This is a genomic window from Devosia oryziradicis (assembly GCF_016698645.1).
GTDB lineage: Bacteria > Pseudomonadota > Alphaproteobacteria > Rhizobiales > Devosiaceae > Devosia > Devosia oryziradicis.
The window spans coordinates 485,615-510,936 of sequence record NZ_CP068047.1; the positions used below are offsets into that span (position 1 = coordinate 485,615).

The following is a 25,322-nucleotide window of genomic DNA, read 5'->3' on the forward strand; positions in this document are numbered from 1 at the left end:
CACGGGCGCCGCCGGCATACCGGCGGCGCCGTGGGCAGGCTGGTTAAAGGGTAACCTGCTCAAGCGAACCAGGCGTGAAGAACTGCATGGTCTGGGAACCGTCTTCGAGGGTGACATAGGCGCGGATCAGGCCGCTCCAGTCTTCGACGGCGGTGGCGTTGACGCCCTTCTGCTGCAGCTGGGCCAGGATCGAGTTGGCGGTAAAGTCGCGCATCTCGCTCGTGACATTGTCACCGAACACGTCGGCAAAGGCAGGGGCGGCAGCGCCGGCAAAAGCGGCGGTGGCGACGAGGGCGATAATGGTGTTCTTGATCATTTGAAGTGTTCCTTTCGTTTGAACACCCTGGAAATGATCGTGGCCCGCCTGACCCTCAAGACCACATTTTGCAGATTCCATCCCTTGAAGTCCGGCGCATCGTTGCTAGAGTTTTATCAAGGAAATCAAGGGGTTCTCGGGTGCCCTGGTTTCGCTGATGACACTGGGTGACCTCCAGGCGACCCTCAGGCAGGGCAGGTGCCTGCGGCTGGGGAACGTTCCGCCCGCGGGCGCGTCTAAGCTAGAAAGGAGCCCCCAAATGCCCACCCGCGTCCAGATTCTGAAGACCGAAATGGTCACCCACAATGTCCGTCACTATCGCGTCGAAAAACCGAAGAATTTTCATTTTGGGCCCGGACAGGCCACGGAAGTCAGCATCGACAAGCCCGATTGGGCCGACCAGAAGCGGCCGTTCACCTTTACGTCGCGACAGGACGAGCCCGATCTCGAATTCACCATCAAGAGCTATCGCGATCATCCCGGCGTCACCAATGCGCTCTGGGGTTGCGAGGCGGGCGACTACCTCTTGTTGCGCGACGTGTGGGGCACCATTCAATACAAGGGGCCGGGCACCTTCATCGCCGGTGGCGCCGGGGTCACGCCGTTCATCGCCATTCTCCGCCATCTCCAGGCCAAGGGAGGCCTCGAGGGCAATCGGCTGATCGTTTCCAACCAGACCGAGCGGGACATCATCCTGCGCGACGAGTTCGAAGCGATGGATGGACTCGAAACGCTGTGGACGGTCACGGGGGATCCGAAGTCAAACCTCCTGCAGGAGCGGATCGACGCCGACTTCCTCCGCCAGCACGTCGGGGATTTCAAGCATAACTTCTATCTCTGCGGCCCCGATGCGATGGTCGCGGACCTGCGCGGCGCGCTGGAAGAACTTGGCGCGGACGTGTCGGCTGTCACCTGGGAAAGGTAGCGGCCGCCGCGACCACGACCGACATCTTGCGGCTCGGCGGCAACAGCGCTATATAGACGCCAACATCTCAGCAAGTTTGCAGAGTGGGAGCCGCCCGGCCCCGCTCTTTTTTATTACCTCCGAAGGGACCGATGAGCTTCGATCTCACCGAAAAGCGCTACATCAAGGAAACGGGCCTGGAAGCCCGTATCGCCCGGATCGTCGAGCCGGTCGCCAACGGCCTGGGCTTTTCCCTGGTTCGGGTGAAGATCACCCAGGAAAACGGCATGACGCTGCAGATCATGGCCGAAGACGAGAATGCTCGCTTCACCATCGTCAACTGCGAGACGCTGAGCAAAGACCTCTCGCCGGTGCTCGACGTGGAAGACCCGATCGACCGCGAGTATCACCTCGAAGTTTCCTCGCCCGGCATCGACCGGCCGCTGGTGCGCCGGCGCGATTTCGCCGCCTATGTGGGGCACGAGGCCAAGATCGAGCTCAGCGACATGATCAATGGCCGCAAGCGCTTTCGCGGCTTCATCAAGGCGGTCGACGATGACGCAGTCATCATCACCCTGCCCGACGCGCCCGGCGGCACGGACCCCGACCATCGGCTGCTGTTCACCACGCTTGCCGAAGCCAAGCTGGTGATGACCGATGCCCTGATGGAAAAGGCGCGGCTCGACCAGGAAGCCCACCCCATCGACGACGACGAGACCGAAACGGTCGAGTTTGCCGACAATGACAATGACGACGAAGACTCCCAGGAGATCCACTAAATGGCCGTTAGCGCGAACCGTCTCGAGCTGCTGCAGATCGCAGATGCCGTTGCCCGCGAAAAGTCGATCGACCGCATGGTCGTGATCGAGGCGATGCAGGACGCCATGGAAAAGGCGGCCAAGGGCCGCTACGGCGCCGAGACCGAGATCAAGGTCGAGATCAACCCGCGCTCGGGCGAAACCCGCATGTGGCGCCTGCTCGAGATCGTCGAGGATGTCGAGGAGCCCAGCCGCCAGATCGACCTCAAGCGCGCCCAGGCCAAGTCGCCGGAAGCCAAGATCGGCGATTTCCTCACCGAACCGCTGCCGCCCATGGAATTCGGCCGCATCGCCGCCCAGTCTGCCAAGCAGGTCATCGTGCAGAAGGTGCGCGATGCCGAGCGCGAGCGCATGTATGACGAGTACTTCAACCGCATCGGCGAGATCGTCAACGGCACCGTCAAGCGCGTCGAATACGGCAACGTGATCGTCGACCTGGGTCGTGGCGAAGCCATCATCCGCCGCGACGAGCTGATCCCGCGCGAAATGTTCCGCTATGGCGACCGCGTCCGCGCCTATGTCTATGACGTGCGCCGCGAACAGCGCGGCCCGCAGATCTTCCTCAGCCGCACGCATCCGCAGTTCATGGCCAAGCTCTTCATGCAGGAAGTGCCCGAGATCTACGACGGCGTCATCACGATCCGCTCGATCGCGCGCGATCCGGGTTCGCGTGCCAAGATCGCCGTGACCTCCTCGGATTCGTCGATCGACCCGGTGGGCGCGTGCGTGGGTATGCGCGGTTCGCGCGTCCAGGCCGTGGTTGCCGAACTGCAGGGCGAAAAGATCGACATCATCCCCTGGACCGACACGATTGCCGACCTGGTGGTTTCGGCGCTGCAGCCGGCCGATGTCGCCAAGGTGGTGCTCGACGAGCAGGCAGAGCGCATCGAAGTTGTGGTCCCCGACGAGCAGCTCTCGCTTGCCATCGGCCGCCGCGGCCAGAATGTGCGCCTGGCATCGCAGCTGATCGGCTGGGATATCGACATCCTGACCGAGCAGGAAGAGAGCGAGCGCCGCCAGAAGGAATTCACCGAACGCTCGAGCCTGTTCATGGCAGCCCTTGACGTCGACGAGATGGTTGCCCAGCTATTGGCTTCGGAAGGCTTCTCCTCGGTCGAGGAACTGGCCTATATCGACGCCAACGAAATCGCCTCGATCGATGGCTTCGACGAAGAAACCGCCGGCGAAATCCAGAACCGAGCCACCGAATACCTAGCGGCGATCGATCGGGCCCACGACGAAGAGCGCAAGAAGCTCGGCGTGGATGACGACCTCTACGAGATCGCCGGGCTCAACGCCGCCATGCTGGTGGCCCTGGGCAAGGACGGCGTCAAGACCGTCGAAGACTTTGCCGGCTGCGCCGCGGACGACCTGATCGGCTGGAGCGAGCGCAAGGACGGCGAGACCAAGCGGTTCGAAGGCACGTTCAAGGACTTCCCGATTTCGCGGGAAGAGGCTGAAGACATGATCATGCAGGCGCGCATCAAGGCCGGCTGGATCGACGAGGCAGACGTAGCGGCCACCGATGAGGAAGCCGCCAGCGAAGAGGCATCGGCCTAAGGGCCGAAGGCCGGCGGGGGACCAGGACATGGCCCGGCGCGAAGAAACGACGCGGATGTGCGCTCTGACACGGGTTGAAAAACCCGTGGCCGAGCTCATTCGCTTCGTGCTCGGACCGGACGGGGTGCTGGTGCCCGATACGGAAGCCAAGGCCGTAGGCCGCGGCGTCTGGATCAGCCTGAGCCGCGAGGCGGTGGCCGAAGCGGTCCGCAAGAAGGTCTTCGCGCGCAGCCTCAAGACCGAGGTCAAGCTGCCGGACGACCTGCCGGGCCTGACCCAGACCAGGCTCGAGCAGCGTTATCTCAACGCGCTTGGCATGGCGCGCAAGGCCGGCCAGCTGACGTTCGGTGCCACCAAGGTGCAGGGCCTGATCCGGGCGGGAGAGCTGATCGCGCTGATCACCGCGACCGATGCTGCCCAGGACGGGCGCAGCAAGATGGTCGGACCGCTCAAGGCCCTGCATTACGCAGCGGCAGAAGAAGAAATCGACGGGTTCGAAGTGCCCCATTTCGAATTGCTCTCCTCAGAGCAAATGGGTTTGGCACTCGGGCTGGAAAATGTGATACATGCTGCCCTCACGAGAGGGGCAGCAGCCCAAGCGGCGGTGGAAAAGGCCCGTAGACTGGCCCTTTACATCGCCAAACCGACGGAAACGGACACCGGCAGCCTTGCGGTTGACGGTGACCTTTTGCCCGAGGCCACCGACGAAAGACGCGAGATACATGGCTGATAACGACGACAAGCGCACCGACGACTCTGGCGCCAAGAAGACGCTGACACTCAAGGGCGGCCCAAGCCTGGGCAACCGTCCGGGGATGTCGCGTGGTCCTTCGCGCTCGACGGTTGTCGTCGAAAAGCGCACGCGACTGGTGCCCAAGCCCAATGCTCCGAGTGCTCCGCATCGGCCGGCTCCGGCTGCTGGCGCACCGTCGCAGAGCCAGCGCCCGCCAGCCGGTCGTCCGGCAGCAGCGCCGCGCGCTCCCCTGGGCCTGAGCGCCGCCGAAGCGGAGGCCCGCCGTCAGGCGCTGGCGCTGGCCGGTGCCCGCCAGGCCGAGGACCGCGAACGCTTTGCCGCAGAAGAAGCCCGGCGCGTGGAAGAAGATGTGCGCCGTCGCCAGATCCGCGAGGAAGCCGAGCGCGCCGAAGCTGCCCGTCGTGCCGATGAAGCCGGCGTAGCCGAGGCCCCCGCTGCGGCGCCTGCCCAGAGCGAAGCGCCGGCGGCCGCCGAAGCCGCACCGGCCCCGCGCGAGGAACCGCGCGCGCCTTATACACCTGCATCACAGCGCAATCCTGGCCCGTCCAGCGTGCGCGTGGTTGCCGGCCGTCCCGGCCAGCCCCCACGTCCGGTGCGCCCGGCGGGGGAATCGCGTCCAAGCGGCAATACGCGTCCGGAAAACGAACGCGGCGCCAATGCCCTGATTCGTCCGGGCACTGCTGGCGCTCGCCCCGGCGCGCCCGGCGCCCGTCCCTCGGGCACGGCCGGCCGCCCGGCCGGTGAACGTCGTCCGCCTGGTTCGGGCATGGCGCCGATCGGCAACGTGCCGCCCGCCCCGCCCAGCGAAGCCGACGGCCGCAAGGTCCGTACCGGCGCACCGCAGACGCGGCCGACCAGTGAAGCCGAACTCGAAAATGCGCGTCGTGCTTCGCGCGCCACGCCGGAGCGGCCGACCCGCCGCGGCGATGACTCAGGCGCCCGCGGCCGGCTGACCGTGGCCAGCGCCACGACCGAAAGCGATCGCGACCGGGGTCCGTCCCTGGCCGCCATGCGCCGCCGTCGCGACAAGAAGATGGGCCGCAACCAGCAGGATGCGCCAAAGCTCAGCCGCGAAGTGACCATTCCGGAAGCCATCACGGTGCAGGAACTGGCCAACCGCATGGCCGAGCGCTCGGTCACCGTCATCAAGATGCTGATGCAGCAGGGCCAGATGGCCACCATCAACGACGTGCTCGACGCCGATACGGCCGAGCTGATCGCCAGCGAGCTTGGACACACGGTCAAGCGCGTGTCGGAGGCGGACGTCGAAGAGGGCCTGTTCGACATTGCTTCGGACGACAAGGCCGAGGACCTGACCGATCGTGCACCCGTGGTGACCATCATGGGCCACGTCGACCACGGCAAGACCTCGCTGCTCGACGCGATCCGCGAAGCCAATGTGGTTTCCGGTGAAGCCGGTGGCATTACCCAGCATATCGGCGCCTATCAGGTCGAAAAGAACGGCAGCAAGATTACCTTCCTCGACACCCCGGGCCACGAGGCGTTCACCGCCATGCGTGCCCGCGGCGCCCAGGCGACCGACATCGCCGTTCTGGTGGTGGCGGCCGATGATGGCGTGATGCCGCAGACGATCGAATCCATCAAGCACGCCAAGGCGGCCGGTGTTCCGATCATCGTGGCCATCAACAAGATGGACAAGCCGGAAGCCAACCCGACCCGCGTCCGCACCGAGCTGCTGCAGCACGAAGTGTTCGTGGAGTCGATGGGCGGCGAAGTGCTCGACGTTGAAGTGTCAGCCAAGACGCAGAAGGGCCTCGACAAGCTGCTCGAGACCATCCTGCTGCAGGCCGAAGTGCTCGAGCTCAAGGTGGCCCGCGACGGCCGCGCCGAGGGCCTGGTCATCGAAGCCAAGCTCGATCGCGGCCGCGGCGCGGTGGCGACCGTGCTGGTGCAGCGCGGTACGCTGCGGGTTGGCGACATCCTGGTTGCCGGCACCGAGTTTGCCCGCGTGCGCGCCCTGATCAACGACAAGGGCGAGCAGGTCAAGGAAGCCGGTCCCTCCATTCCGGTGGAAGTGCTGGGCTTTACCGGCGTGCCCGATGCCGGCGACCGCTTCTCGGTGGTCGAGACCGAAGCTCGTGCCCGCGAAGTGACCGAGTACCGCCAGCGCGCCATCCGCGAAAAGACGGCCGGCGGCGGCGCTACCAGCCTCGAGCAGATGATGAACCAGCTCAAGGTGGCGGGCATCGCCAAGTTCCCGCTGATCATCAAGGGCGACGTGCAGGGTTCGGTGGAAGCCATCGTGGCTTCGCTCAACAAGCTGTCGACCGACGAAGTGTCGGCGCAGATCCTGATGAGCGCAGTGGGCGGCATCACCGAGTCGGACGTCACCCTAGCTTCGGCTTCGAACGCCATCGTCATCGGCTTCAACGTCCGCGCCAACAAGCAGGCGACGGACCTGGCCACGCGCGACGGCATCGAAATCCGCTACTACAACATCATCTACGACCTGGTGGATGACGTGAAGAACGCCATGAGCGGCCTGCTCAAGCCGGAGCGTCGCGAAACCTTCATCGGCAATGCGGAAATCCTGGAAGTCTTCTCGATCACCAAGGTCGGCAAGGTCGCCGGCTGCCGCATCACCGAAGGCATGGTCGAGCGTGGTTCGGGCGTGCGCCTCATCCGCGACAACGTCGTTATCCACGAAGGCAAGCTCAAGACGCTCAAGCGTTTCAAGGACGAGGTCAAGGAAGTGCAGATGGGCCAGGAATGCGGCATGGCCTTCGAAAACTACGAAGACATGCGCCCCGGCGACGTCATCGAATGCTTCCGCGTCGAGACGGTGCAGCGCACGCTGTAGGAGCAATTCCCTGCAATCGAAGGGCGCAGCCGCGAGGTTGCGCCCTTTTTTGTTTGCCTTCCCGGCAAACGGCGCGGCACTGTCAGACGAGGGTCAGGCCGGCGGGGCGAATATCCTGACGTAGTCGACCTTGAGTTCTGCCGGAACGTGTGTGGCTGCCGGCACTTCGCCCCCCAGCCAGCCGCCGACAGCCAGATTGAGGAGGATGTAGAAGGGGTGGTCGAAGACCCATGACTTGCCGAGCTCGTCTGGCGAGAGGGAGAAGTAGTCGACCCCGTCCATGCTCCAGGTGATGCGGCGGGCGCTCCAATCGACCGCAAAGACGTGGTAGCGATCCGCCAGGTCCTCGGTTGCGACCAGGGCTCCGCTGATCCCGTCCCGCCCAGAATGCTGCGGGCAATGCACGGTGCCGAAGACGCGGCGCGGTTCGCTGCCCACATACTCCATGACGTCGATCTCGCCACAGGCCGGCCAGGGCTGGGTATCGATCGTGCTGCCGAGCAACCAAAGCGCCGGCCACAGCCCCGCGCCGCGCGGCAGCAGTATCCTGGCTTCGAGCCGGCCGTATTGGAACGCCACAAGACCCTTGGTGATCAGGCGGGCGGACGAGTAGCCTGCGTCCCCGGCAAGCGCCCGGATCACCAGATTTCCCTGCCCGTCATGACAGGCATTGGCAATCGCATCCGAATAGACCTGAAGCTCGCCATTGCCCCAGCCGCCGCCACCGACCTCGTATGACCACCAGCGCGGGTCCGGCGGCGTGCCGGACGGCTGGTCGAACTCATCGGACCATAACAGGCGCATTTCAGGCTGGGTCACGATGGGGCTCCACACTTGAGTGCAGCTACAACGCCCAAACAAAAAGCCCGTTCACTGAACGGGCTTTTGTTTCCTGGCGATGCCCCGGGCCTTTGTCGCGGCAGCGGAAAACTTTGCTTCGGTGACTACGGATTCCGAAACAAGGCGTCCCGCTGCCGCGGCAGCGACCCGGGGTAGCGACCAGAATACTAGTTGATCACCACGACCTTGGCGCCAACAGGCACGCGGGCATAGAGATCGATGATGTCCTGGTTCATCAGGCGGATGCAGCCCGACGAGACATTGGTGCCGATCGTGTAGGGCTCGGTGGTGCCATGCAGGCGGAACAGGGTGTCGGCGCCGTTCTTGTAGAGGTAGAGCGCGCGCGGGCCAAGCGGGTTGGTCTCGCCGCCGGGCAGGCCGTTGGCATAGGGGCCGTAGCGGTCCGGTTCACGGGCGATCATCGCCTTGGTCGGCGTCCAGCGCGGCCATTCGGCCTTGCGTCCGATCGTGGCATTGCCGCGGAACACCAGGGCTTCGGTCTTGCCCACGCCAACGCCATAGCGCAGGGCGCGGCCGCCTTCGAGGACGAGGTATAGGAAACGCTGCGGGGTATCGACGACCAGCGTGCCAGGGCGCTCCGTGGTGCTGTAGGGCACTTCCTGGCGCCACCATTTCGGATCGACGCGGCGCAGGTCCATGGCGGCGACACGATAGGGCTCGCCGATCACCTCGCCATACATCCGCTGGTAATAGGGATCGATGACAGGCTCCTGCACCACCGGCGTGCGGGTGGAGGAGCAGGCGGAAAGCGCGACGGCGGAAACGCCGATCAGGAACAAGCGACGGGAGAGCAAGGCAATTCCTAGGGTAATCGGTGACGCGGATCTGTTGAGGTAGGCAGTGGGTAAGGCGTGGCAGAAAGCTTCGCTAGTGCAGGAAAGCCTCACTCGCCAAACGGGCGGTTAACTGGCGGGTTCCTCGCATAGAAGTGATGTTTATAGCCTGTTGCATGAACGGCACATGAAGAAAGCCGTGGATTGATCGGCAGTGCGCATTCGGGGTTATCGACAAAGCCCGTGGCCGGTGCCGTAACGGTGGGGCAACCCCGAGGCACCATGGAACAGACCAACGAAATCCCGATCTATGTGCAGCTGATCTCCGGTACGATCCTGGGCGTGGCGCTGGCCAATGTGCTGGGCGGCGCGGCCAAGTTCATCCAGCAGCCCAAGACGCACCAGTTCAATATCCTGCACGGGCTGTGGATCGTCTTCATCCTGGGCGCCATCCTGATCTTCTGGTGGCAGGAGGGGCTGACCTTCGCCAATGTGGAATGGACCTTCCCACTGTACCTGTTCCAGACCGCCTATTGCGCCACGTTCCTGTTCATGGCGGCGATGCTGCTGCCGGACACCATCGACGGCTACGAGACGCATTACGACTATCTGGTGGGCCGGCGCGCCTGGTTCTACGGCTCGCTGATCCTGAGCTACCTGCTCGGGATCGGGAATGAACTGGTCAAGACCGGCTGGGACGACATCTTCCTGGATCCCTCCTATATCGTGATGAACCTGGTCGTCGTGGGCGTCCTGGTGGGTGGCATCGTCTTCAACCGGCGCTGGGTGCATGTCGCCATCGCGGTGTTCCTGGTGCTTATGGTGCTGGGCGCGATGCTGATCGAGTAGCGGGCCTGGTTCAGGCGAACCGGCGGACGGCATCGAGAAGGATGGCACCGCCGTTTGCCCATTGGTGATCCATACCCGCAACGATGCGGGTCTCGATCCCGGGCAAGGCGCGCGAATAAAGCGAAAGGTGTTCCACCTCAACAGTGTCGTCCGCGTCGCCATTGAGAAGAAGGCAGGGTGTTTCCGCCAGGCTCGCCGCTGCACCTGGTGGCAAGGCGAAGTCGGCCATGTTCCAGCCACCCTCGCCCCAGAACGGCGCTGCTGCCGTGACCACGGCTCGGAGGCCTTGGGGACGGGGATTGGTGCCCAGCCATTGCAGCAAGGTCGAACCGCCCAGCGAGTGTCCCACCGCCACAAACGGGGCAGTCTGACGCGCAAGTGCCACGCCGATTGCAGGGAGCCAGCGCTCCGCCGTCGGATCGTCTGCCAAGGCCATTTCGGGCGCGTCCAGCGTGTCACCTTGCGCCAGGTGTCGGCGCATGTCGGCAACAAGCGCATCGCTTGCGCCAGTACCGGCGCCCTGAATGAACAGGATGTTGACCATGGCGAACCCTCCACTCGCGCTACAATGTAAAAAGGCCCGGATCGCTCCGGGCCTTCGGTTTTTTCACGGGGCGGGCCGATTACTCGGCGGCTTCCTCGCCCTTGACGATTTCCTTGCCGGTCGCCTGGTCGACGACCTTCATGGACAGGCGGACCTTGCCGCGCTCGTCAAAGCCCAGGAGCTTGACCCAGACCTTGTCGCCTTCCTTGACCACGTCGGTGGTCTTGGCAACGCGCTGCTCGGCCAGCTGGGAGATGTGCACCAGGCCATCCTTGGCGCCGAAGAAGTTCACGAAGGCGCCGAAATCGGCGGTCTTGACGACGGTGCCCTGGTAGATGGCGCCCACTTCGGCTTCGTCAGTGATCGAGCGGATCCACTTGATGGCGGCTTCGATCTGCGAACCGTCGGAGGAGGCGATCTTGATGGTGCCGTCATCCTCGATGTTGATCTTGGCGCCGGTCTTCTCGACGATCTCGCGGATCACCTTGCCGCCGGTACCGATCACTTCACGGATCTTGTCGGTCGGGATCTTCATGGTTTCGATGCGCGGCGCGAATTCGCCGACTTCGCCGCGCGAAGCCGAGATCGCCTTGGCCATCTCGCCCAGGATGTGGATACGACCGCCCTTGGCCTGCTCGAGGGCGATCTTCATGATCTCCTCGGTGATGCCGGCAATCTTGATGTCCATCTGCAGCGAGGTGACGCCAGCTTCGGTACCGGCCACCTTGAAGTCCATGTCGCCCAGGTGGTCTTCGTCACCCAGGATATCGGAGAGCACGGCGAACTTTTCGCCTTCCAGGATCAGGCCCATGGCGATGCCCGCAACCGGACGCGCCAGAGGCACGCCGGCATCCATCAGGGCCAGGGAGGTGCCGCAGACGGTCGCCATCGAGGACGAGCCGTTTGATTCGGTGATCTCGGACACGATGCGGATCGTATAGGGGAACTCTTCGACCGACGGACGGATCGGGTTGACGGCGCGCCAGGCCAGCTTGCCATGGCCGATTTCGCGACGGCCCGGGGAGCCCATGCGGCCAGCTTCACCCACCGAATAGGGAGGGAAGTTGTAGTGCAGCAGGAAGTTCTGCTTCTGGGTGCCTTCGAGCGAGTCGATGAACTGCTCGTCTTCGCCGGTGCCGAGCGTGGCAACAACCAGCGCCTGGGTTTCACCGCGGGTGAACAGCGCCGAACCGTGGGTGCGGGGCAGGACGCCGACTTCGGCAACGATCGGGCGGACGGTCTTGAGATCGCGGCCGTCGATGCGCAGGCCGGTATCGAGCACGTTCCAGCGAACGATCTTGGCCTGGAGGTTGTGGATGACCTCGCCCAGGTCTTCGGCGGAGACTTCGCCTGCTTCGACCTTGGCGGCAAAGGCTTCCTTGACCGACTTCTTGACGGCGTCGACCGCAGCGTAGCGATCTTCCTTCTTGGTGATCTTGTAAGCGGCGCGCAGGTCGGCCTCGGCGACCTTGAGCACTTCGGCTTCGAGGGCGGAATAGTCCGGGGCGACGAAATCGCGCGGCTCCTTGGCCGCCAGCTCGGCCAGCTTGATGATGGCCTGGATGACCTTGCGCGACTCGGCATGGCCGAACATCACGGCGCCGAGCATGATTTCTTCGCTCAGCTCCTTGGCTTCCGATTCCACCATCAGGACGGCGTCTTCGGTGCCGGCCATGACGAGGTCCAGCTTGGATTCGCTACGACGATCGACGGCCAGGTTCAGCACATACTGACCATCGACATAGCCGACGCGGGCCGCGCCGATCGGGCCCATGAAGGGCACGCCCGAAATGGTCAGGGCGGCGGAAGCCGCGACCATGGCGAGCACGTCGGGGTTGTTTTCCATGTCGTGCTGCAGAACGGTGACGACCACCTGGGTCTCGTTCTTGTAGCCTTCGGGGAAGAGCGGGCGGATCGGACGGTCGATGAGGCGCGACACCAGGGTCTCGTTCTCGGTCGGGCGACCTTCGCGCTTGAAGTAGCCACCCGGGATCTTGCCGGCGGCGAAGTACTTTTCCTGGTAGTTGACGGTCAGCGGGAAGAAGTCCTGGCCGGGCTTGGCGGACTTGGCGCTGACGACGGTGGCGAGCAGCACGGTCTCGCCCAGGGTGGCGAGCACGGCGCCATCGGCCTGGCGGGCGATCTTGCCGGTTTCCAGGGTCAGCGGCTGGCCGCCCCAGTTGAGCTCGACCTTGTGGTGATCAAAATTGATCGTCATGTGTCTGGTCTTTCCATTTGTGCCGGCTGAGCGGGAACGCGGGGGCGTAGCTCCCCACGAACTCATCCGGTGCGCCCGCACTTGCGACTGCACCCCATGTGCAGGCCAAGCTCAAAATCAGGCGCGGTTCACGTCCTTGGCAGAGACGAAACATGGGCAAGACAACAAGCAGCTCCCGAATAGTCGGGCGCCTCACGAGACCAAAACCAAGAGCTGATTTTGCGAGCGTGAGGCGAAGGGAGCGGCCAATAATCCTGCCATGCTCCGGCAATGCCGGTCTACGCTTTTCGCCGCCAACGGGCAGCGAAAGCGGAGGCGGAGCTCAGCCCCGCATCCGCAATTTTCTTGCGCCTGTTAGCGGCGCAGGCCGAGCTTTTCGATCAGCGCCTTGTAACGCGCGTCGTCGACGGTCTTGACGTAGTCGAGCAGGCGACGGCGGGTCGAAACCAGCTTCAGCAGGCCACGGCGGGAATGGTTATCCTTGCTGTGGTCCTTGAAGTGCTCGGTCAGGTTGGCAATGCGTTCCGACAGGATCGCGACCTGGACTTCCGGCGAACCGGTGTCGTTCGGCTTGGTTGCGTATTCCTGGATCAGCTCGCTCTTGCGTTCTGCAGTAATCGACATCGGACATATCCTTTAGGTAGGAGGATTGGGTCGCCCCGGCCGGGATGTCGTCCAGGCGGGGCCGCTGATGCCCGGGCCCAAAGGCCCAAGACTGGCGTCCCTATAGTGCAAAGAGGGCCGCAATGCCAGAATTTATTCCGGCGAAGGCTCGGCGGCCGGGCCGGGCGAGTGGGATGGGTCAATGGCGGCCAGCGGAATGACGAAGTGCCACTCGATGCCGTCGGCCCGGCAGAGGCGCTCCACCTGTGCGCCCAATGTTCGCGCCACCATGTTCTGCAATACCGTCGTGCCGAAACCCACGCGCTCCGAGGTCGCGATGCCAGCGGGCACGGTTTCCCGCCAGACCAGGTCTAGCCGGTCGTCGACGATGCTCCAGCGCACGACGAGGCTGCCGCTGTCACCGGCAAAGGCGCCGTATTTGACGGCATTGGTGGAGAGCTCGTGGGCGGCCATGCCCAGGATCTGCGCGGCCTGCACATTGAGGCGCACCGTCGGGCCCATCAGGCTGACGCGTTCGGGATCGGGCGGGCTGAAAGGCGCGATATGGCTATCGAACAGCTCGTCGAGCAAGACGCCCGCCCGGCCATGAACCAACAGCAGGTCGGTTGAGCGCGACAGCCCATGGATGCGGCGCTCGAACGCCTCCACATAGGCCTCGACGCTGGTGGCGCCGCGCGCGGTCTGCTTGGCCATGGCGGCAATGACCGTCATCTGGTTCTTCGAGCGATGCGCCAGCTCGCGCATGAGAAAGTGCACTTCGCGTTCGGCCTTTTGGCGCAAGGCCGAGGCGTCGGCCAGGGCGCGGGACACTTCGGCGATTTCGGCGACCGGATAGGCCTTGGCCCGTACCGGGTCACCCAAGCCCAGCCGCTGCGCATCGCGGCGAAGCCCGCGCACCGAACGCCCGACGCGCTGGGCGAGGACGAGAGCCAGCCCGCCCGCAACCCCGGCAATGATGACGCCCCAGGCGGCCAGCCAGAGCAGGGAATCGCCCAGCGGACGCTCCACGGTATCGACAGTGGCCCAGGCGATCACCCGCCAGCCCGAAAGACGTGAGCGCCATTCGGAGGTGACGACGATGTCGCTGCCGAACCTTTCACGCTGCCATTCGTCGGGGCTTTGCTGTTGGGCCTGCCGCATGGGCAGCACGGTGCCCGCTTCGAGCGCCGCGTCGGGCGTGGCGGCAATGACCAGGTTGTCGGTATCCACCAGGGCGGCATGCCACCCGCCGGGCAGTTGGCGCGACTGCAGGGCTCGGGTCAGATTGGCCGCATCCTGCGTGAGGGCCAGAAGCGCCGTGGTGGGGTTGTCGCTGAGCGGCAGCATGACGTTGAAGACCCAGCGCTGCGCCGTGCGGCCAAAGAACAGCCCCGAGACCAGCGTCGTGCCGCTTTCGAGCGCGGCCCGGGCCGTGTTGGGATCCGATGTCGGCCCCAGCGCGGTGCCGAAGGCGACCCTGGTATTGAGCAACTGGTTGAGATCGCGATCGATGGCCAGCAGGTAAGACCCGCTGCCTTTGAGCGCGATCGAAGCCCGGGCGTGAAACTGTTCAAAGTCACCATCGCGCAGGGCACTGCTGGTCGAGAGCACCTTGAGCGTGGTGATCATGCCCTCGATTTCGCGCTCGACGGACTGCCCCATGGCCTGGACAGTGGCATTGGTGAGGGCCCGGACGACATCTTCCTGCGCGCGATTGTTGCGGTTGAGCAGGACCAGCGACACGACCAGCGCCGGGATGAGGATGACCAGCACAAGCGCAAAAAGATAGACGACGACGGACTGCGAGCGCGCCCAGGAGCGCCGCTCGATCCGTGGCGGACTATCGATTTCGGCCTCGCGCTCGACCCCCATACCGCACTTTCCCGCGGCCGAATCTGACGCAATACCGATGGCCGCGACCCGACCTTAGCGTCGGAGCGCGGCATGGCAAGGGTGACTGATGTGCTTGTGCCTTCAGATCATTTGCGGGCTTGCACAAATGCCACGGTCAGTATTTGGCGCTGGCGTCGCTGGCCGGGAAGCTCTCGTCGACGGCTTCGTCATGCTTGTCCCAGTCCTTGGGCTTGTCGGCATGCGCATCCTTGCCGGCCGGACGCACCTGGACCGGAGAATCCTTGGGGCCGGGCTTCTTGCCGTCCTTCATTGCGGCGGCAGTGTCGGTTTTGCTGGTCTGAGCTTGGGTCATCTGAAACTCCCTTCAGCAGACAAACCCCTTATGACCGCGCAAGGTTGCAGGGGCTTCGAGTCTGGTTTTGAGTCTTGCCGCGTTAGCTGGTAAAGAGCCGGCATGACCGAGACGCGCGCCAATACCAAGAAGCTGTTCATCAAGACCTATGGGTGCCAGATGAACGTCTATGACAGCGACCGCATGATGGATGCGCTGGCGCCGCACGGCTATGAGACCACGCTGGACCCTGCCCAGGCGGACTTGGTGCTGCTCAATACCTGCCACATCCGCGAGAAGGCTTCGGAAAAGGTGTTTTCCGAACTGGGCCGGCTCAAGGAACTGCAGAACGAGCGCCGGGCGATGGGCGGCGACATGATGATCGGGGTTGCCGGTTGCGTGGCGCAGGCCGAGGGCGAGGAAATCGCCCGCCGCGCGCCGGTGGTCGACATGGTGTTCGGGCCGCAGGCCTATCACAAGCTGCCCGACATGCTGGCGCAGGCCGAAAGCCAGCGCCACCTGCATCCCAGCCTCAAGAAAGCGGTCGTCGACACCGACTTCCCCGAAGAAGACAAGTTCGAGCACCTGCCGGCGGCCAGGAAGGAAGTGACCATCAAGCGGGGGCTCACCGCCTTTCTTACCGTGCAGGAAGGCTGCGACAAGTTCTGCAGCTTCTGCGTGGTGCCCTATACCCGGGGCGCCGAAGTCAGCCGCCCGGTGGCGCAGGTCATCGCCGAGGCGCGCGGGCTGGTGGACGCCGGCGTCAAGGAACTCACCCTGCTCGGCCAGAACGTGAACGCCTATCACGGGCTCGACGCCACGGGCCGCCCCGTTGGGCTGGGGGAATTGGCTTATCTGCTGGCCGAAATTCCGGGCCTCGAGCGCCTTCGCTATACGACCAGCCATCCGCGCGACATGGACGACAGCCTGATGGCCGCCCACCGCGACCTCGATATCCTGATGCCTTACCTGCACCTGCCGGTGCAATCGGGCAGCGACCGCATCCTCAAGGCCATGAACCGGCGCCACACCGCGGCGGAATACATGGCCGTGATCGACCGCATCAAGGCGGCGCGGCCGGACATGGCGCTGTCGGGCGATTTCATCGTCGGCTTCCCCGGCGAGACCGACCTGGATTTCGAGGACACGCTCAAGATCATCGCCGATGTCGGCTATGCCTCGGCCTATTCGTTCAAATACTCCACCCGCCCCGGTACGCCCGGCGCGAACCTGCCCGACCAGGTGGCCGAGGAGGTCAAGACCGAGCGGCTCTACCGGCTGCAGGAACTGGTCAACGCCCAGACCACCGCGTTCCACCAAAGCTGTGTCGGCAGGACCCTGCCCGTGCTGATCGAACGGCCAGGCCGACAGGTTGGCCAGGTGGGTGGGCGGTCGCCCTATCTGCAGGCCGTGCATCTGGAGGGCAGCACCGACCTGATCGGCGCGATCCACCAGGTGGAGATTATCGGCACCAGCGTCAATTCGCTGGTGGGCCGGCTCAAGGTGGCTGTGGCGGCCTAAGCTACGGCCTTTGCCACGAGGTCGGGATGCTGGCCGATTACTCGCACATAGGCGACGGCAAAGTCGGGCGCAGTCACCCTTGCCTGCTCCCAGTCGCGCAGCGTACCGACCGGAACCTGGAAACGACTGGCAAACTCGGCCTGTGACAGGCCAAGACCGGTCCGTGTCATTCGGATCAATCGCGCGCGCTGGCCGCGATCGAGGGCTTCCGCCGTGACGTCGAAGTCTTCGGCGTCGGACGGATCAGCGGGAATCACCATATTCTCTTTCTTCATTTCTGTTGCTCCTTCGCACCGACATGAAACGCGGCAGGTCTTCCCGCCATACGAAAACGCCAGTGAACAACTTGTCTTCAACCAGGCCGACCACCTTGAACCTCTCTTCGCCATCCATCTCCCTGATGGAGGGAATGATGAGGTGGGCGCGGTCCTCGAATATCCGATCGCCAAAGGCCAGAGGCAGCTTGTGCTTCTGGATGTTGATGGCATCCTTGGCTGGGTCGAACCGGCTCGGCATGATCGGTATATACGGGATTTCCGTAGACATTGCAATTCGGAGTGGCGCCGGAGACAATCGCCTGCGACCTTGTCGCCCCTGTGGTCCGCCACAATATTGCTAGAGACAAGGCACCCAAATCATCCTAGCCTCGTTGTCCAGCGACAGGCGCAAGCCCGCGCCGTCCCCTCCGGGAGCCACACCAGTTTGAGCAGGCATTTGTCACCGACCGCAGACAACGCACTCGCATCGCAACTCGAACTCGCTTTTGAAGACAATCGCCTCGCTGCCCAGCTTTATGGCGATTTCGACCAGAACCTGGCGCTGATCGAACAGCGGCTCAAGGTTTCGGCCACTCCCCGCGGCAATCATGTCCTGCTCAAAGGCGCAGCCTCTTCGGTCGACCAGGCCCGGCGCGTGCTGGAATCGCTCTATGGCTCGCTCGAAGAGGGGCGCACGATCGACATTTCCGATGTCGATGGCGTCATCCGCATGATCGAAACCGAGGACAGCCAGCTGATCCTGCCGACGCTGGAAAAGAAGGGCAAGGTGCGCATGGCCCAGATCGCCACGCGCAAATCCACCATCGTCGCCCGCACCCCGGCGCAGGACGCCTATATGCGCGCCATGGAGCGCAGCGAACTGGTGTTCGGCGTCGGCCCGGCCGGTACCGGCAAGACCTACCTGGCGGTGGCGCATGCCGCGAGCCTGCTCGAACGCGGGGACATCAACCGCATCATCCTCTCCCGCCCTGCCGTGGAGGCGGGCGAGCGCCTGGGCTTCCTGCCCGGCGACATGAAGGAGAAGGTCGATCCCTATCTCCGCCCGCTCTACGACGCGCTCTACGACATGATGAAGCCGGAAAATGTCGAGCGCTGCATCACCTCGGGCATCATCGAAGTGGCCCCGCTCGCCTTCATGCGCGGCCGGACGCTGGCCAACGCCGTGGTCATCCTCGACGAAGCGCAGAACACCACCTCGATGCAGATGAAGATGTTCCTCACCCGCCTGGGCGAGAACTCCAAGATGATCGTCACGGGCGATCCGACCCAGGTCGACCTGCCGCGCGGCGAGAAATCGGGGCTGGTCGAGGCGGTGAACCTGCTCGATGGCGTCGAGGGGGTCCATATTTCCCGGTTCAACGACAAGGATGTGGTCCGCCACGCGCTTGTGGGCCGCATCGTCCGCGCCTATGAGGCCGATGCGCAGCGGCGCCTGGCCGAAAAGGCCGGCGATACCGAAGGACTTGCCCGCACACTGGGTGTGGCGCCACCGCGGGCTTGACCCCGTAGGTCCGCAACGCCTCGAAGTCACCCCGGCGAAGGCCGGGGCCCATCCTGAGATCTCAAGATGGATCCCGGCTCGAGGCCGGGATGACATTGCGGGTGGGACGGCTTAAAGCCAACGCCAACCTGACCGACAGCAAGTGATATGCCCAAAATCCTCCCACCGCTCGATATCGCCGTCATCGTCAACGATGACGCCTGGCCCGACAACCTGGAGGCGCGGGCCGAGCAAGCGGTTCTCGCCGCGATCAAGCTTGCCAAGCCGAAGGTGAAGGGCGCGGCGGAGCTCTCGATCCTGCTCACCAATGACGAAGAACAGCACGAGCTCAACCGGCAATGGCGCAGCAAGGACAGCTCGACCAACGTTCTCAGCTTTCCGCAGATCGAGCCATTCGGGCCGGTCGTGGGAATCCTCGGCGACATCACCTTGGCGCGCGAAACCTTGGTTCGCGAGGCCGACGAGCAGGGCGTCAGCTTTGCCGACCACTTCACCCATCTCGTGGTGCATGGCTTTCTGCACATTTTAGGCTATGATCACCTCGATGACGCCGAGGCTCTTCAAATGGAGAGCCTGGAGACCCAGATATTGGCGACATTGGGGGTAGAAGACCCCTATGCCTGACGAGGCCGGAACCCCTATAGTCCGCGCGTCATTTCCATTTGAGGACAGATAAGCCGCGTCTTTGGCGGCGAGAGACCATGAACGATAGCGACAGTCCGGGCCCTCAGGCGCCCACCAATCCCGAGCAGCCTCCTTCTAGTCCCGCCCTCGTGTCCGCACGGGGGCCCACGATCTGGAACCGCATCAAGGCCATGCTGGCCCGCGGGACTGTTTCCTTGCGCGACGACCTGCAGGTGGCGCTTGACGAGCAGGGCAGCGCCGAAGCGGCCGACTTCTCCGAGAGCGAGCGCACGATCCTGCAGAACGTGCTCAAGCTGTCCAACGTCTCGGTCGCCGACGTGATGGTGGAACGCTCCGACATCCAGGCCATCGAGGCCGATGTGAACCTGGGCACGCTGATTGCCAAGTTCCGCCAGGTGCGCCATTCGCGCCTGCCGGTCTTCGACGACAATCTGGACAACATCCTGGGCTTCATCCACGTCAAGGATGCCCTATCCAAGATCACCGACCCGGTGACCGACCCGAGCAAGGACGTGCCGGTCAAGCTCGTGTCCACGGTGCTCAAGCAGAAGATCATCCGGCTCGACCTGATGCGCGACGCGATGTTCGTCCCCACCTTCATGCCGGTTGGAGACCTGCTGCAATCGATGCGCGCCTCGCGCGTGCACATGGCCATCGTCATCGACGAGTATGGCGGCACCGATGGTCTTGTGACCATCGAAGACCTGCTGGAGGCCGTGGTCGGGGACATCGAGGACGAGCATGACGAAATGGCCGCCTCGCTGATCCGCAAGGTCGGTGCGGATACCTTCATTGCCGATGCCCGTGCCGAGCTCAGCGACGTGCAGAAGCTGATCGGACCCGATTTCGATCCGGGCGACTATGCCGAGGATGTCGAGACCATCGGCGGGCTGGTGTTCGACCTGGCCGGACACGTGCCCAAGCGCGGAGAGCGGGTCACCAAGCTCGATGGCTTCGAATTCGAGATCCTGGCCGCCGACAGCCGCCGCATCAAGCGCCTTCGCATTCGCCGCAAGCGCGAAGAAGTCGAGCCGCTGGCCATCACCGACCAGCGCTCGCCGGAAGAAAAGGCGGCCGCGGCGGAATAAACATGGCCACCCATACCCTCATTGCGACGACCTGGCACAATGTGCTGGGCACGGTGCCACCGGTTCTGAACATTGCCGATGGCGACAGCGTGGTGACGCAAACCATCGACGCCGCCGGCATCGACAAGGACGAGGTGCAGCGCTGGCCAGGGCCCAATCCGACGAACGGGCCAATCTTCGTGGCGGGCGCCGAGCCGGGCGATGCCCTGCAGGTCGACATCGTCAGGATGACCCCGATCCGCGAGCGCGGCTGGACGCGCGCAGCCCTTGCCGGCAACGTCGTCGACCCCGAGCGTGTCCGCGACCTGCCACCCCGCGAGCGGACGGACTGGGTAATCGATGGCAAAGCCGGCACCGTGCGGCTCCGGGAGCCCGTGCCGGGACTGGAGCATCTGGTCCTGCCACTCGAGCCGATGATCGGCTGCTTCGGCGTGGCGCCGGCGCTCGGCCAGGCCTTTTCGACCGCGACCAGCGCCGAAAATGGCGGCAACATGGACTATCGCGGCTTCGGCCCGGGCTGCCGCGTGTGGTTTCCCGTTTCGGTTCCAGGCGCGCTGTTCTTCCTGGGCGACTGCCATGCCATCCAGGGCGATGGCGAAATCGTCGGCACCGGCGTCGAAACGGCCATGGAAGTCGAAGTGCGGCTTTCGGTGGTCAAGCGCCGGCACCAGACCTGGCCGCGCGGGGAAACCGGCGACGCCATCTTCACGGTCGGCAATGCCCGTCCACTGGACCAGGCCTTGCAGCATGCCACCACCGAAATGCTCGACTGGCTGACCTCAGGCTATGGGCTTTCCGCCGTGGCCGCGAGCCACCTGATGGGTCAGGTTGTGCGTTACGAAGTGGGCAACGTCTTCGACCCCGCCTATACGATGGTCTGCAAGATCGACAAGAAGTGGCTCCCCAGATAACGAAAGGCCCGGATCGCTCCGGGCCTCTGGCTTGCTGCTAAACTGGAAGCTCACCGGCCATTCGGGCATAGCCCTCATGGCTTTGCTCGCTAAAATGGCTCCACTGGAGCGATTTTGCCTATGGCCGCTCTCAAACCTGCTGCACGGCTTCAACGCCGGGCACGAAGTGGCGGAGCAGGTTTTCGATGCCGCTCTTGAGCGTGGCGGTCGAGGACGGGCAACCCGAGCAGGCGCCCTGCATGTGGAGGAATACGGTGCCCTCCTTGAAGCCCTTGAAGGTGATGTCGCCGCCATCCATGGCCACGGCCGGGCGTACGCGGGTCGCCAACAATTCCTTGATGACTTCCACGGTCTCGCTGTCTTCTTCTTCGAAGAATTCATCGACCTCGTCGAAATTGGCAACGTCGACGCCGCCCTCGACGATGACGGGCTTGCCCGACAGGAAGTGGTCCATGATGACGCCGAGAATGGCCGGCTTGATATGGGCCCAGTTGGTGTCGTCCTTGGTCACCGAGATGAAGTCGGAACCGAGGAACACGCCGGTAACGCCGGAAATGCCGAACAGGCCCTGCGCCAGGGGCGAATTGGCCGTCGCCTCGGCGCTACGGAAATCGCGCGGCTCGCCAACCAGCACCTCACGACCCGGCAGGAACTTCAGGGTCGCCGGATTGGGCGTGGCTTCGGTCTGGATGAACATCGGGACGCCTGCGATTTGCGATTAGAACGCTTCTAAAATAGACTTTTGCAGTCAGGATGCAAGGGGCTTGGTGCGGGGGCAGGTATGCATGCCGCATCTCCAGTAGACCTCATCCTGAGCCTGTCGAAGGACGAGGTCGTGGCGGGATGGATGTGCCCGACCTCGTGGTTCGACAAGCTCACTATGAGGTCTCACTAGGCGTCAGCAGATAGCAATAATCTCTTCGTCGCTCATTCTGCCTGGCACGATGGTCAGGGGAATGGGCAGGGCGTTGGCACGGTTGGCGAAGTGCATGACGAGCGGACCGGGTCCCTCGCCGGAAGTCGACGCTGCCAGCACCAGGATGGCGATATCGCGATCCAGGTCGATCACGCGTTCGATTTCTTCCGCGGCCTCGCCTTCGCGAACCACCGACTCCACCTTGACGTCCCCGATGTCGCGGAGGCGCGCGAGGCGGGTATCGAGGTTGCGCTCGGCTTCCTCGACGGCTTCGGCGCGCAGTACGTCCTCGACGCCCAGGCCGATGAATTCGGGCTTCTGGATGACACTCATCAACACCACCGTGCCGCCGGTTCGCTTCACGCGATAGGCGGCAAAGGTCAGTGCCCGCTCGCATTCGGGCGTCTCGTCGATGACGACGAGGAATTTGCGCTTGTATTCGGTCTGAGAAACCACGACCGCCCCCTGGTCTTGTTAGCGGATGAACCCGACGATATTGCGGATATCGGCCATGATGGGCTGGGCGATGGCCCGCGCCCGCTCGGCGCCGCCGCGCAGGATGGCATCCATCTCGCCGCGATCAGCCACCAGCCGCTTCATCTCTTCGGCGATGGGCGACAGCACGGCAACGGCGAGATCGCCCAGCGCCGGCTTGAACTTTCCCCAGCCCTGGCCGCCGAATTCGCCCAGCACGTCATCGACCGAGCGATTGGAAAGAGCCGCGTAGATGCCAACCAGGTTTTCTGCCTCGAGGCGCCCCGCGAGGCCGGCGGCTTCGCTGGGCAGCGCGTCGGCGTCTGTCGTGGCGCGCTTGATCTTTTTGGCGATCAGGTCAGCATCGTCCATCATGTAGATGGTCGAAAGGTCCGAGGCATCGGACTTGCTCATCTTCTTGCTGCCATCCTTGAGCGACTTGACCCGCATGGCCGGGCCGGTCGCCAGGGTTTCGGTGATGGGGAAGAAGTCGCCCTTGTGGCCGAGCGCTTTGATCTGCTTCTTGAAATCGTGGTTGAATTTCTTGGCGATGTCGCGCGTCAGCTCCAGATGTTGCTTCTGGTCCTCGCCTACGGGCACGCCGGTGGCCTTGTAGAGCAGGATATCGGCGGCCATCAGGCTAGGATAGGCGAACAGACCCAGCGAGACATTTTCGCTGTTCTCGCCGGCCTTGTCCTTGAACTGGGTCATGCGGGCCATCCAGCCCATGCGCGCCACGCAGTTGAAGATCCAGCTCAGCTCCGCGTGTTCCATGACCTGGGACTGGTTGAAGATGATCGAGCGCTTGGGATCGACACCGGCGGCGATATAGGCCGCGGCGATCTCATAGGTCCAGCGCTTGAGGTCTTCGGGCTCCTGCCACACGGTGATGGCATGCATGTCGACCACGCAATAGATGGTCTCATGCGTGTCCTGCAGCGGCACGAAGCGCCGGATGGCGCCCAGATAATTGCCCAGATGCAGATCGCCGGAAGGCTTGATGCCGGAAAAGACGCGGGGAGTGAAGGTCATGGATACGAACTTATGAGTGTGGGTTGCCCCGTTCTATATGCGTGAGGGCATATTGGGAACTGGCCGTCTCCCATCCACACTGTCATCCCGGCCCTGAGCCGGGATCCATCCTGAGATGGTTGGGCGAAGCATCTCAAGGCCGGGGTGACATCGTGGGTGTGGCAGCGATCGCGTTTCAGCCTCGCCGCCGCAAGCGGCGCAACAACAGGCCCAGCTTCTGCGCGCCCGAGACATGCACCAGGGTAAAATAGGTGACCATGCCGAAGCCGACCAGCACGGCAAGCAGGCCGGCCTGATGCCAGAGCGGGGCGCCGGCGGCGAAATAGGGGGCACCGCGCTGGGCCAGGATGTAGAGCGCACCGCCCATGATGGTGCTGACCAAAAGGATCAGCCCGTGCCGGCCCCATTCGGCGGCGCTGAGCTGGAAATGGCCGCGCCGCGCCAAAAACACGGCCAGCAGGGCGGCATTCAGCCAGGCCGAGACTGAGGTGGCGATGGCGATGCCGACATGGACGAGGCTGGGAAAAAGCAACAGCGATAGGCCGATATTGGCGACCACGGAAATGCCGGCAAAGACGGTTGGCGTGACCGTATCCTCGCGGGCGAAATAGCCCGGCTGCAGCACGCGGATCAGCACATAGGCGGGCAGGCCGGTGGAAAAGGCGATCAGTGCCTCAGCCGTCTGGACGGTCGCTAGGCCGTCGAAGGCACCGCGCTCGAACAGCACGCGTACGATGGGTTCGGCCAGGGCGATCAGTGCGGTGGCGGCGGGCATGGATAGCAGCATGGCGGCGAGCAGCGACTGGTCCTGTGTCTGGCGCGCCTCGGCATCGCGCCCGCCCTTGAGGTGCCGGCTGAGCTCAGGCAGCAGCACGGTGCCGATGGCGATGCCGATGATGCCGAGCGGCAGCTGATAGAGGCGATCGGCATAGTTGAGGATGGAAATGGCGTTATCGGCGCCCGAGGCGATGATGGTGCCCACGAAGATGTTGATCTGGGTAATGCCGCCGGTGAGGATGGCGGGAATGGCGAGCACCCAGAAGCGGCGCACCTCCGGATCGAGTCGGGGCAGGCGGAATTCGGGCACGAAATCGGCGCGGCGGATCGCCGACCAGACCAGCCAGAGCTGGGCGATGCCGCCGGCCATGGTCGCCACGCCCACCCAGATAGCCGAGCCGGCCGGATCCTGCACCCAGAAGGTTACCAGCGGGATCATCGCGGCGATATTGACGATGTTGAGGATCACGGGGGCAAACGCCGCCGCGAAGAAGCGGCCCAGGGAATTGAGGATCGCCCCATAGGCCGCCATCAGCGACATGCAGGCGAGGTAGGGGAACATGATGCGAGTGAGCAGCACCGTCAGGTCGAACTTCTCCCGGTCGTCGACGAAGCCGGGGACAAAGGCAACCATCAGCTGCGGCATGAAGATTTCGGCGAGGATGGTCACCACCACCAGCGCGGCGACCAGCCAGGCCATGATGCGGGCGGCCAGGTCGAGCGCCGCATCGGGCCCGTTGCGTTCGAGCGCGCCGGAGAACATGGGCACGAAGGCGGTGTTGAAGGCGCCCTCGGCGAACAAGCGCCGGAACAGGTTGGGAAAGCGGAAAGCGGCAAAAAAGGCGTCGGCCGCCGGCCCGGTGCCCAATACCGCTGCCATCAGCGCATCGCGCGCAAAGCCGGCAACGCGGGAGACCAGGGTGAGGCCGCCGACGGAGAGAAAATTGCGGTAGAGGCTCATGGCCGGGCAGCC

Annotated in this window: 25 protein-coding genes; 11 read left to right on the plus strand and 14 right to left on the minus strand. The window is 64.1% G+C overall.

Translation table 11 applies throughout. The features are described 5' to 3' along the window. Positions 1 to 43: 43 nt before the first annotated feature. Positions 44 to 316 (minus strand): hypothetical protein, encoded by a 273-nt coding sequence (locus JI749_RS02390; protein WP_201658375.1) that lies wholly within the window; start codon positions 314 to 316, stop codon positions 44 to 46. Between the two features lie 259 nt (positions 317 to 575). Here JI749_RS02390 and JI749_RS02395 point away from each other — a divergent pair, with 259 nt between their 5' ends. The 5 genes from JI749_RS02395 to infB all read left to right on the plus strand — a co-directional run bounded on the left by JI749_RS02395 (position 576) and on the right by infB (position 7,173). Next, a complete protein-coding gene (locus JI749_RS02395) occupies positions 576 to 1,241 on the plus strand; it encodes an FAD-binding oxidoreductase (protein WP_201658378.1) in 666 nt (221 codons plus the stop codon). Positions 1,242 to 1,372: 131 nt separating this feature from the next. After that, complete coding sequence (gene rimP, locus JI749_RS02400) at positions 1,373 to 1,999, plus strand: ribosome maturation factor RimP (protein ID WP_201658381.1); 627 nt, start codon at positions 1,373 to 1,375, stop codon at positions 1,997 to 1,999. Beyond that, positions 2,000 to 3,598, plus strand: coding sequence for a transcription termination factor NusA (gene nusA / locus JI749_RS02405; RefSeq protein WP_201658384.1), 1,599 nt, complete (start codon positions 2,000 to 2,002; stop codon positions 3,596 to 3,598). It begins immediately after the preceding gene. Positions 3,599 to 3,626: 28 nt separating this feature from the next. Next, entirely contained in the window at positions 3,627 to 4,328 is a 702-nt protein-coding gene (locus JI749_RS02410; RefSeq protein ID WP_201658385.1) for an RNA-binding protein, read from the plus strand. Continuing rightward, the gene (gene infB / locus JI749_RS02415) at positions 4,321 to 7,173 is read left to right on the plus strand and encodes a translation initiation factor IF-2 (protein ID WP_201658388.1); all 2,853 of its coding nucleotides are present in this window, start codon (positions 4,321 to 4,323) and stop codon (positions 7,171 to 7,173) included. Before JI749_RS02410 ends, infB begins: the two co-directional genes overlap by 8 nt. Before the next feature lie 93 nt (positions 7,174 to 7,266). Here the strand turns inward: infB and JI749_RS02420 are convergent, their stop codons facing one another. Both JI749_RS02420 and JI749_RS02425 read right to left on the minus strand, forming a co-directional pair. Further along, positions 7,267 to 7,992: a glycoside hydrolase family 16 protein gene (locus tag JI749_RS02420; RefSeq protein WP_201658391.1), complete on the minus strand. Its 726-nt coding sequence runs from the start codon at positions 7,990 to 7,992 to the stop codon at positions 7,267 to 7,269. Positions 7,993 to 8,180: 188 nt separating this feature from the next. Next, positions 8,181 to 8,828, minus strand: coding sequence for a L,D-transpeptidase (locus JI749_RS02425; protein WP_201658394.1), 648 nt, complete (start codon positions 8,826 to 8,828; stop codon positions 8,181 to 8,183). Between the two features lie 261 nt (positions 8,829 to 9,089). Between JI749_RS02425 and JI749_RS02430 the strand changes: the two genes are divergently transcribed. Further along, positions 9,090 to 9,656 carry a hypothetical protein gene (locus JI749_RS02430; protein ID WP_201658399.1) on the plus strand — a complete coding sequence of 189 codons (567 nt, stop codon included), beginning with the start codon at positions 9,090 to 9,092 and terminating at the stop codon, positions 9,654 to 9,656. A gap of 10 nt (positions 9,657 to 9,666) precedes the next feature. Here the strand turns inward: JI749_RS02430 and JI749_RS02435 are convergent, their stop codons facing one another. The 5 genes from JI749_RS02435 to JI749_RS02455 form a co-directional block, all read right to left on the minus strand. Next, positions 9,667 to 10,200, minus strand: coding sequence for an alpha/beta hydrolase (locus JI749_RS02435; RefSeq protein ID WP_201658415.1), 534 nt, complete (start codon positions 10,198 to 10,200; stop codon positions 9,667 to 9,669). 79 nt (positions 10,201 to 10,279) lie between these two features. Further along, entirely contained in the window at positions 10,280 to 12,418 is a 2,139-nt protein-coding gene (pnp, locus tag JI749_RS02440; protein ID WP_201658418.1) for a polyribonucleotide nucleotidyltransferase, read from the minus strand. A 354-nt stretch (positions 12,419 to 12,772) separates the two neighbouring features. After that, positions 12,773 to 13,042, minus strand: a complete 270-nt coding sequence (rpsO, locus tag JI749_RS02445) for a 30S ribosomal protein S15 (RefSeq protein WP_201658434.1) — start codon at positions 13,040 to 13,042, stop codon at positions 12,773 to 12,775. Between the two features lie 132 nt (positions 13,043 to 13,174). Continuing rightward, positions 13,175 to 14,893: a sensor histidine kinase gene (locus tag JI749_RS02450; RefSeq protein WP_201658437.1), complete on the minus strand. Its 1,719-nt coding sequence runs from the start codon at positions 14,891 to 14,893 to the stop codon at positions 13,175 to 13,177. A gap of 136 nt (positions 14,894 to 15,029) precedes the next feature. After that, on the minus strand, positions 15,030 to 15,227 hold the full coding sequence (locus tag JI749_RS02455) for a hypothetical protein (RefSeq protein WP_201658439.1): 198 nt from the start codon (positions 15,225 to 15,227) through the stop codon (positions 15,030 to 15,032). 102 nt (positions 15,228 to 15,329) lie between these two features. Between JI749_RS02455 and miaB the strand changes: the two genes are divergently transcribed. Continuing rightward, positions 15,330 to 16,727, plus strand: coding sequence for a tRNA (N6-isopentenyl adenosine(37)-C2)-methylthiotransferase MiaB (gene miaB, locus JI749_RS02460; RefSeq protein WP_201658442.1), 1,398 nt, complete (start codon positions 15,330 to 15,332; stop codon positions 16,725 to 16,727). Here the strand turns inward: miaB and JI749_RS02465 are convergent. Both JI749_RS02465 and JI749_RS02470 read right to left on the minus strand, forming a co-directional pair. After that, positions 16,724 to 17,002 (minus strand): helix-turn-helix domain-containing protein, encoded by a 279-nt coding sequence (locus JI749_RS02465; protein WP_201658446.1) that lies wholly within the window; start codon positions 17,000 to 17,002, stop codon positions 16,724 to 16,726. The two genes, miaB and JI749_RS02465, sit on opposite strands and share 4 nt — an antisense overlap. Further along, positions 16,971 to 17,273, minus strand: a complete 303-nt coding sequence (locus JI749_RS02470) for a BrnT family toxin (RefSeq protein WP_233280836.1) — start codon at positions 17,271 to 17,273, stop codon at positions 16,971 to 16,973. The genes JI749_RS02465 and JI749_RS02470 overlap by 32 nt, the downstream gene beginning before the upstream one ends. A 168-nt stretch (positions 17,274 to 17,441) precedes the next feature. On the opposite strand from JI749_RS02470, the gene JI749_RS02475 reads away from it, so the two are divergent. From JI749_RS02475 to JI749_RS02490, 4 genes are all read left to right on the plus strand, one after another. Next, the gene (locus JI749_RS02475; RefSeq protein WP_233280837.1) at positions 17,442 to 18,506 is read left to right on the plus strand and encodes a PhoH family protein; all 1,065 of its coding nucleotides are present in this window, start codon (positions 17,442 to 17,444) and stop codon (positions 18,504 to 18,506) included. Between the two features lie 147 nt (positions 18,507 to 18,653). Further along, a complete protein-coding gene (gene ybeY / locus JI749_RS02480) occupies positions 18,654 to 19,130 on the plus strand; it encodes an rRNA maturation RNase YbeY (protein WP_201658464.1) in 477 nt (158 codons plus the stop codon). Between the two features lie 77 nt (positions 19,131 to 19,207). After that, positions 19,208 to 20,239: a hemolysin family protein gene (locus tag JI749_RS02485; protein ID WP_233280838.1), complete on the plus strand. Its 1,032-nt coding sequence runs from the start codon at positions 19,208 to 19,210 to the stop codon at positions 20,237 to 20,239. A 2-nt stretch (positions 20,240 to 20,241) separates the two neighbouring features. After that, positions 20,242 to 21,150: an acetamidase/formamidase family protein gene (locus JI749_RS02490; protein ID WP_201658467.1), complete on the plus strand. Its 909-nt coding sequence runs from the start codon at positions 20,242 to 20,244 to the stop codon at positions 21,148 to 21,150. Between the two features lie 130 nt (positions 21,151 to 21,280). Here JI749_RS02490 and JI749_RS02495 read toward each other — a convergent pair whose 3' ends face one another. From JI749_RS02495 to murJ, 4 genes are all read right to left on the minus strand, one after another. Beyond that, positions 21,281 to 21,847: a NifU family protein gene (locus tag JI749_RS02495; protein WP_201658470.1), complete on the minus strand. Its 567-nt coding sequence runs from the start codon at positions 21,845 to 21,847 to the stop codon at positions 21,281 to 21,283. Positions 21,848 to 22,048: 201 nt separating this feature from the next. Further along, positions 22,049 to 22,522, minus strand: a complete 474-nt coding sequence (locus JI749_RS02500) for a universal stress protein (protein ID WP_201658473.1) — start codon at positions 22,520 to 22,522, stop codon at positions 22,049 to 22,051. Positions 22,523 to 22,540: 18 nt separating this feature from the next. Beyond that, entirely contained in the window at positions 22,541 to 23,572 is a 1,032-nt protein-coding gene (trpS, locus tag JI749_RS02505) for a tryptophan--tRNA ligase (protein ID WP_201658476.1), read from the minus strand. A 175-nt stretch (positions 23,573 to 23,747) separates the two neighbouring features. Next, positions 23,748 to 25,310: a murein biosynthesis integral membrane protein MurJ gene (gene murJ / locus JI749_RS02510; RefSeq protein WP_201658479.1), complete on the minus strand. Its 1,563-nt coding sequence runs from the start codon at positions 25,308 to 25,310 to the stop codon at positions 23,748 to 23,750. Positions 25,311 to 25,322: the final 12 nt, after the last annotated feature.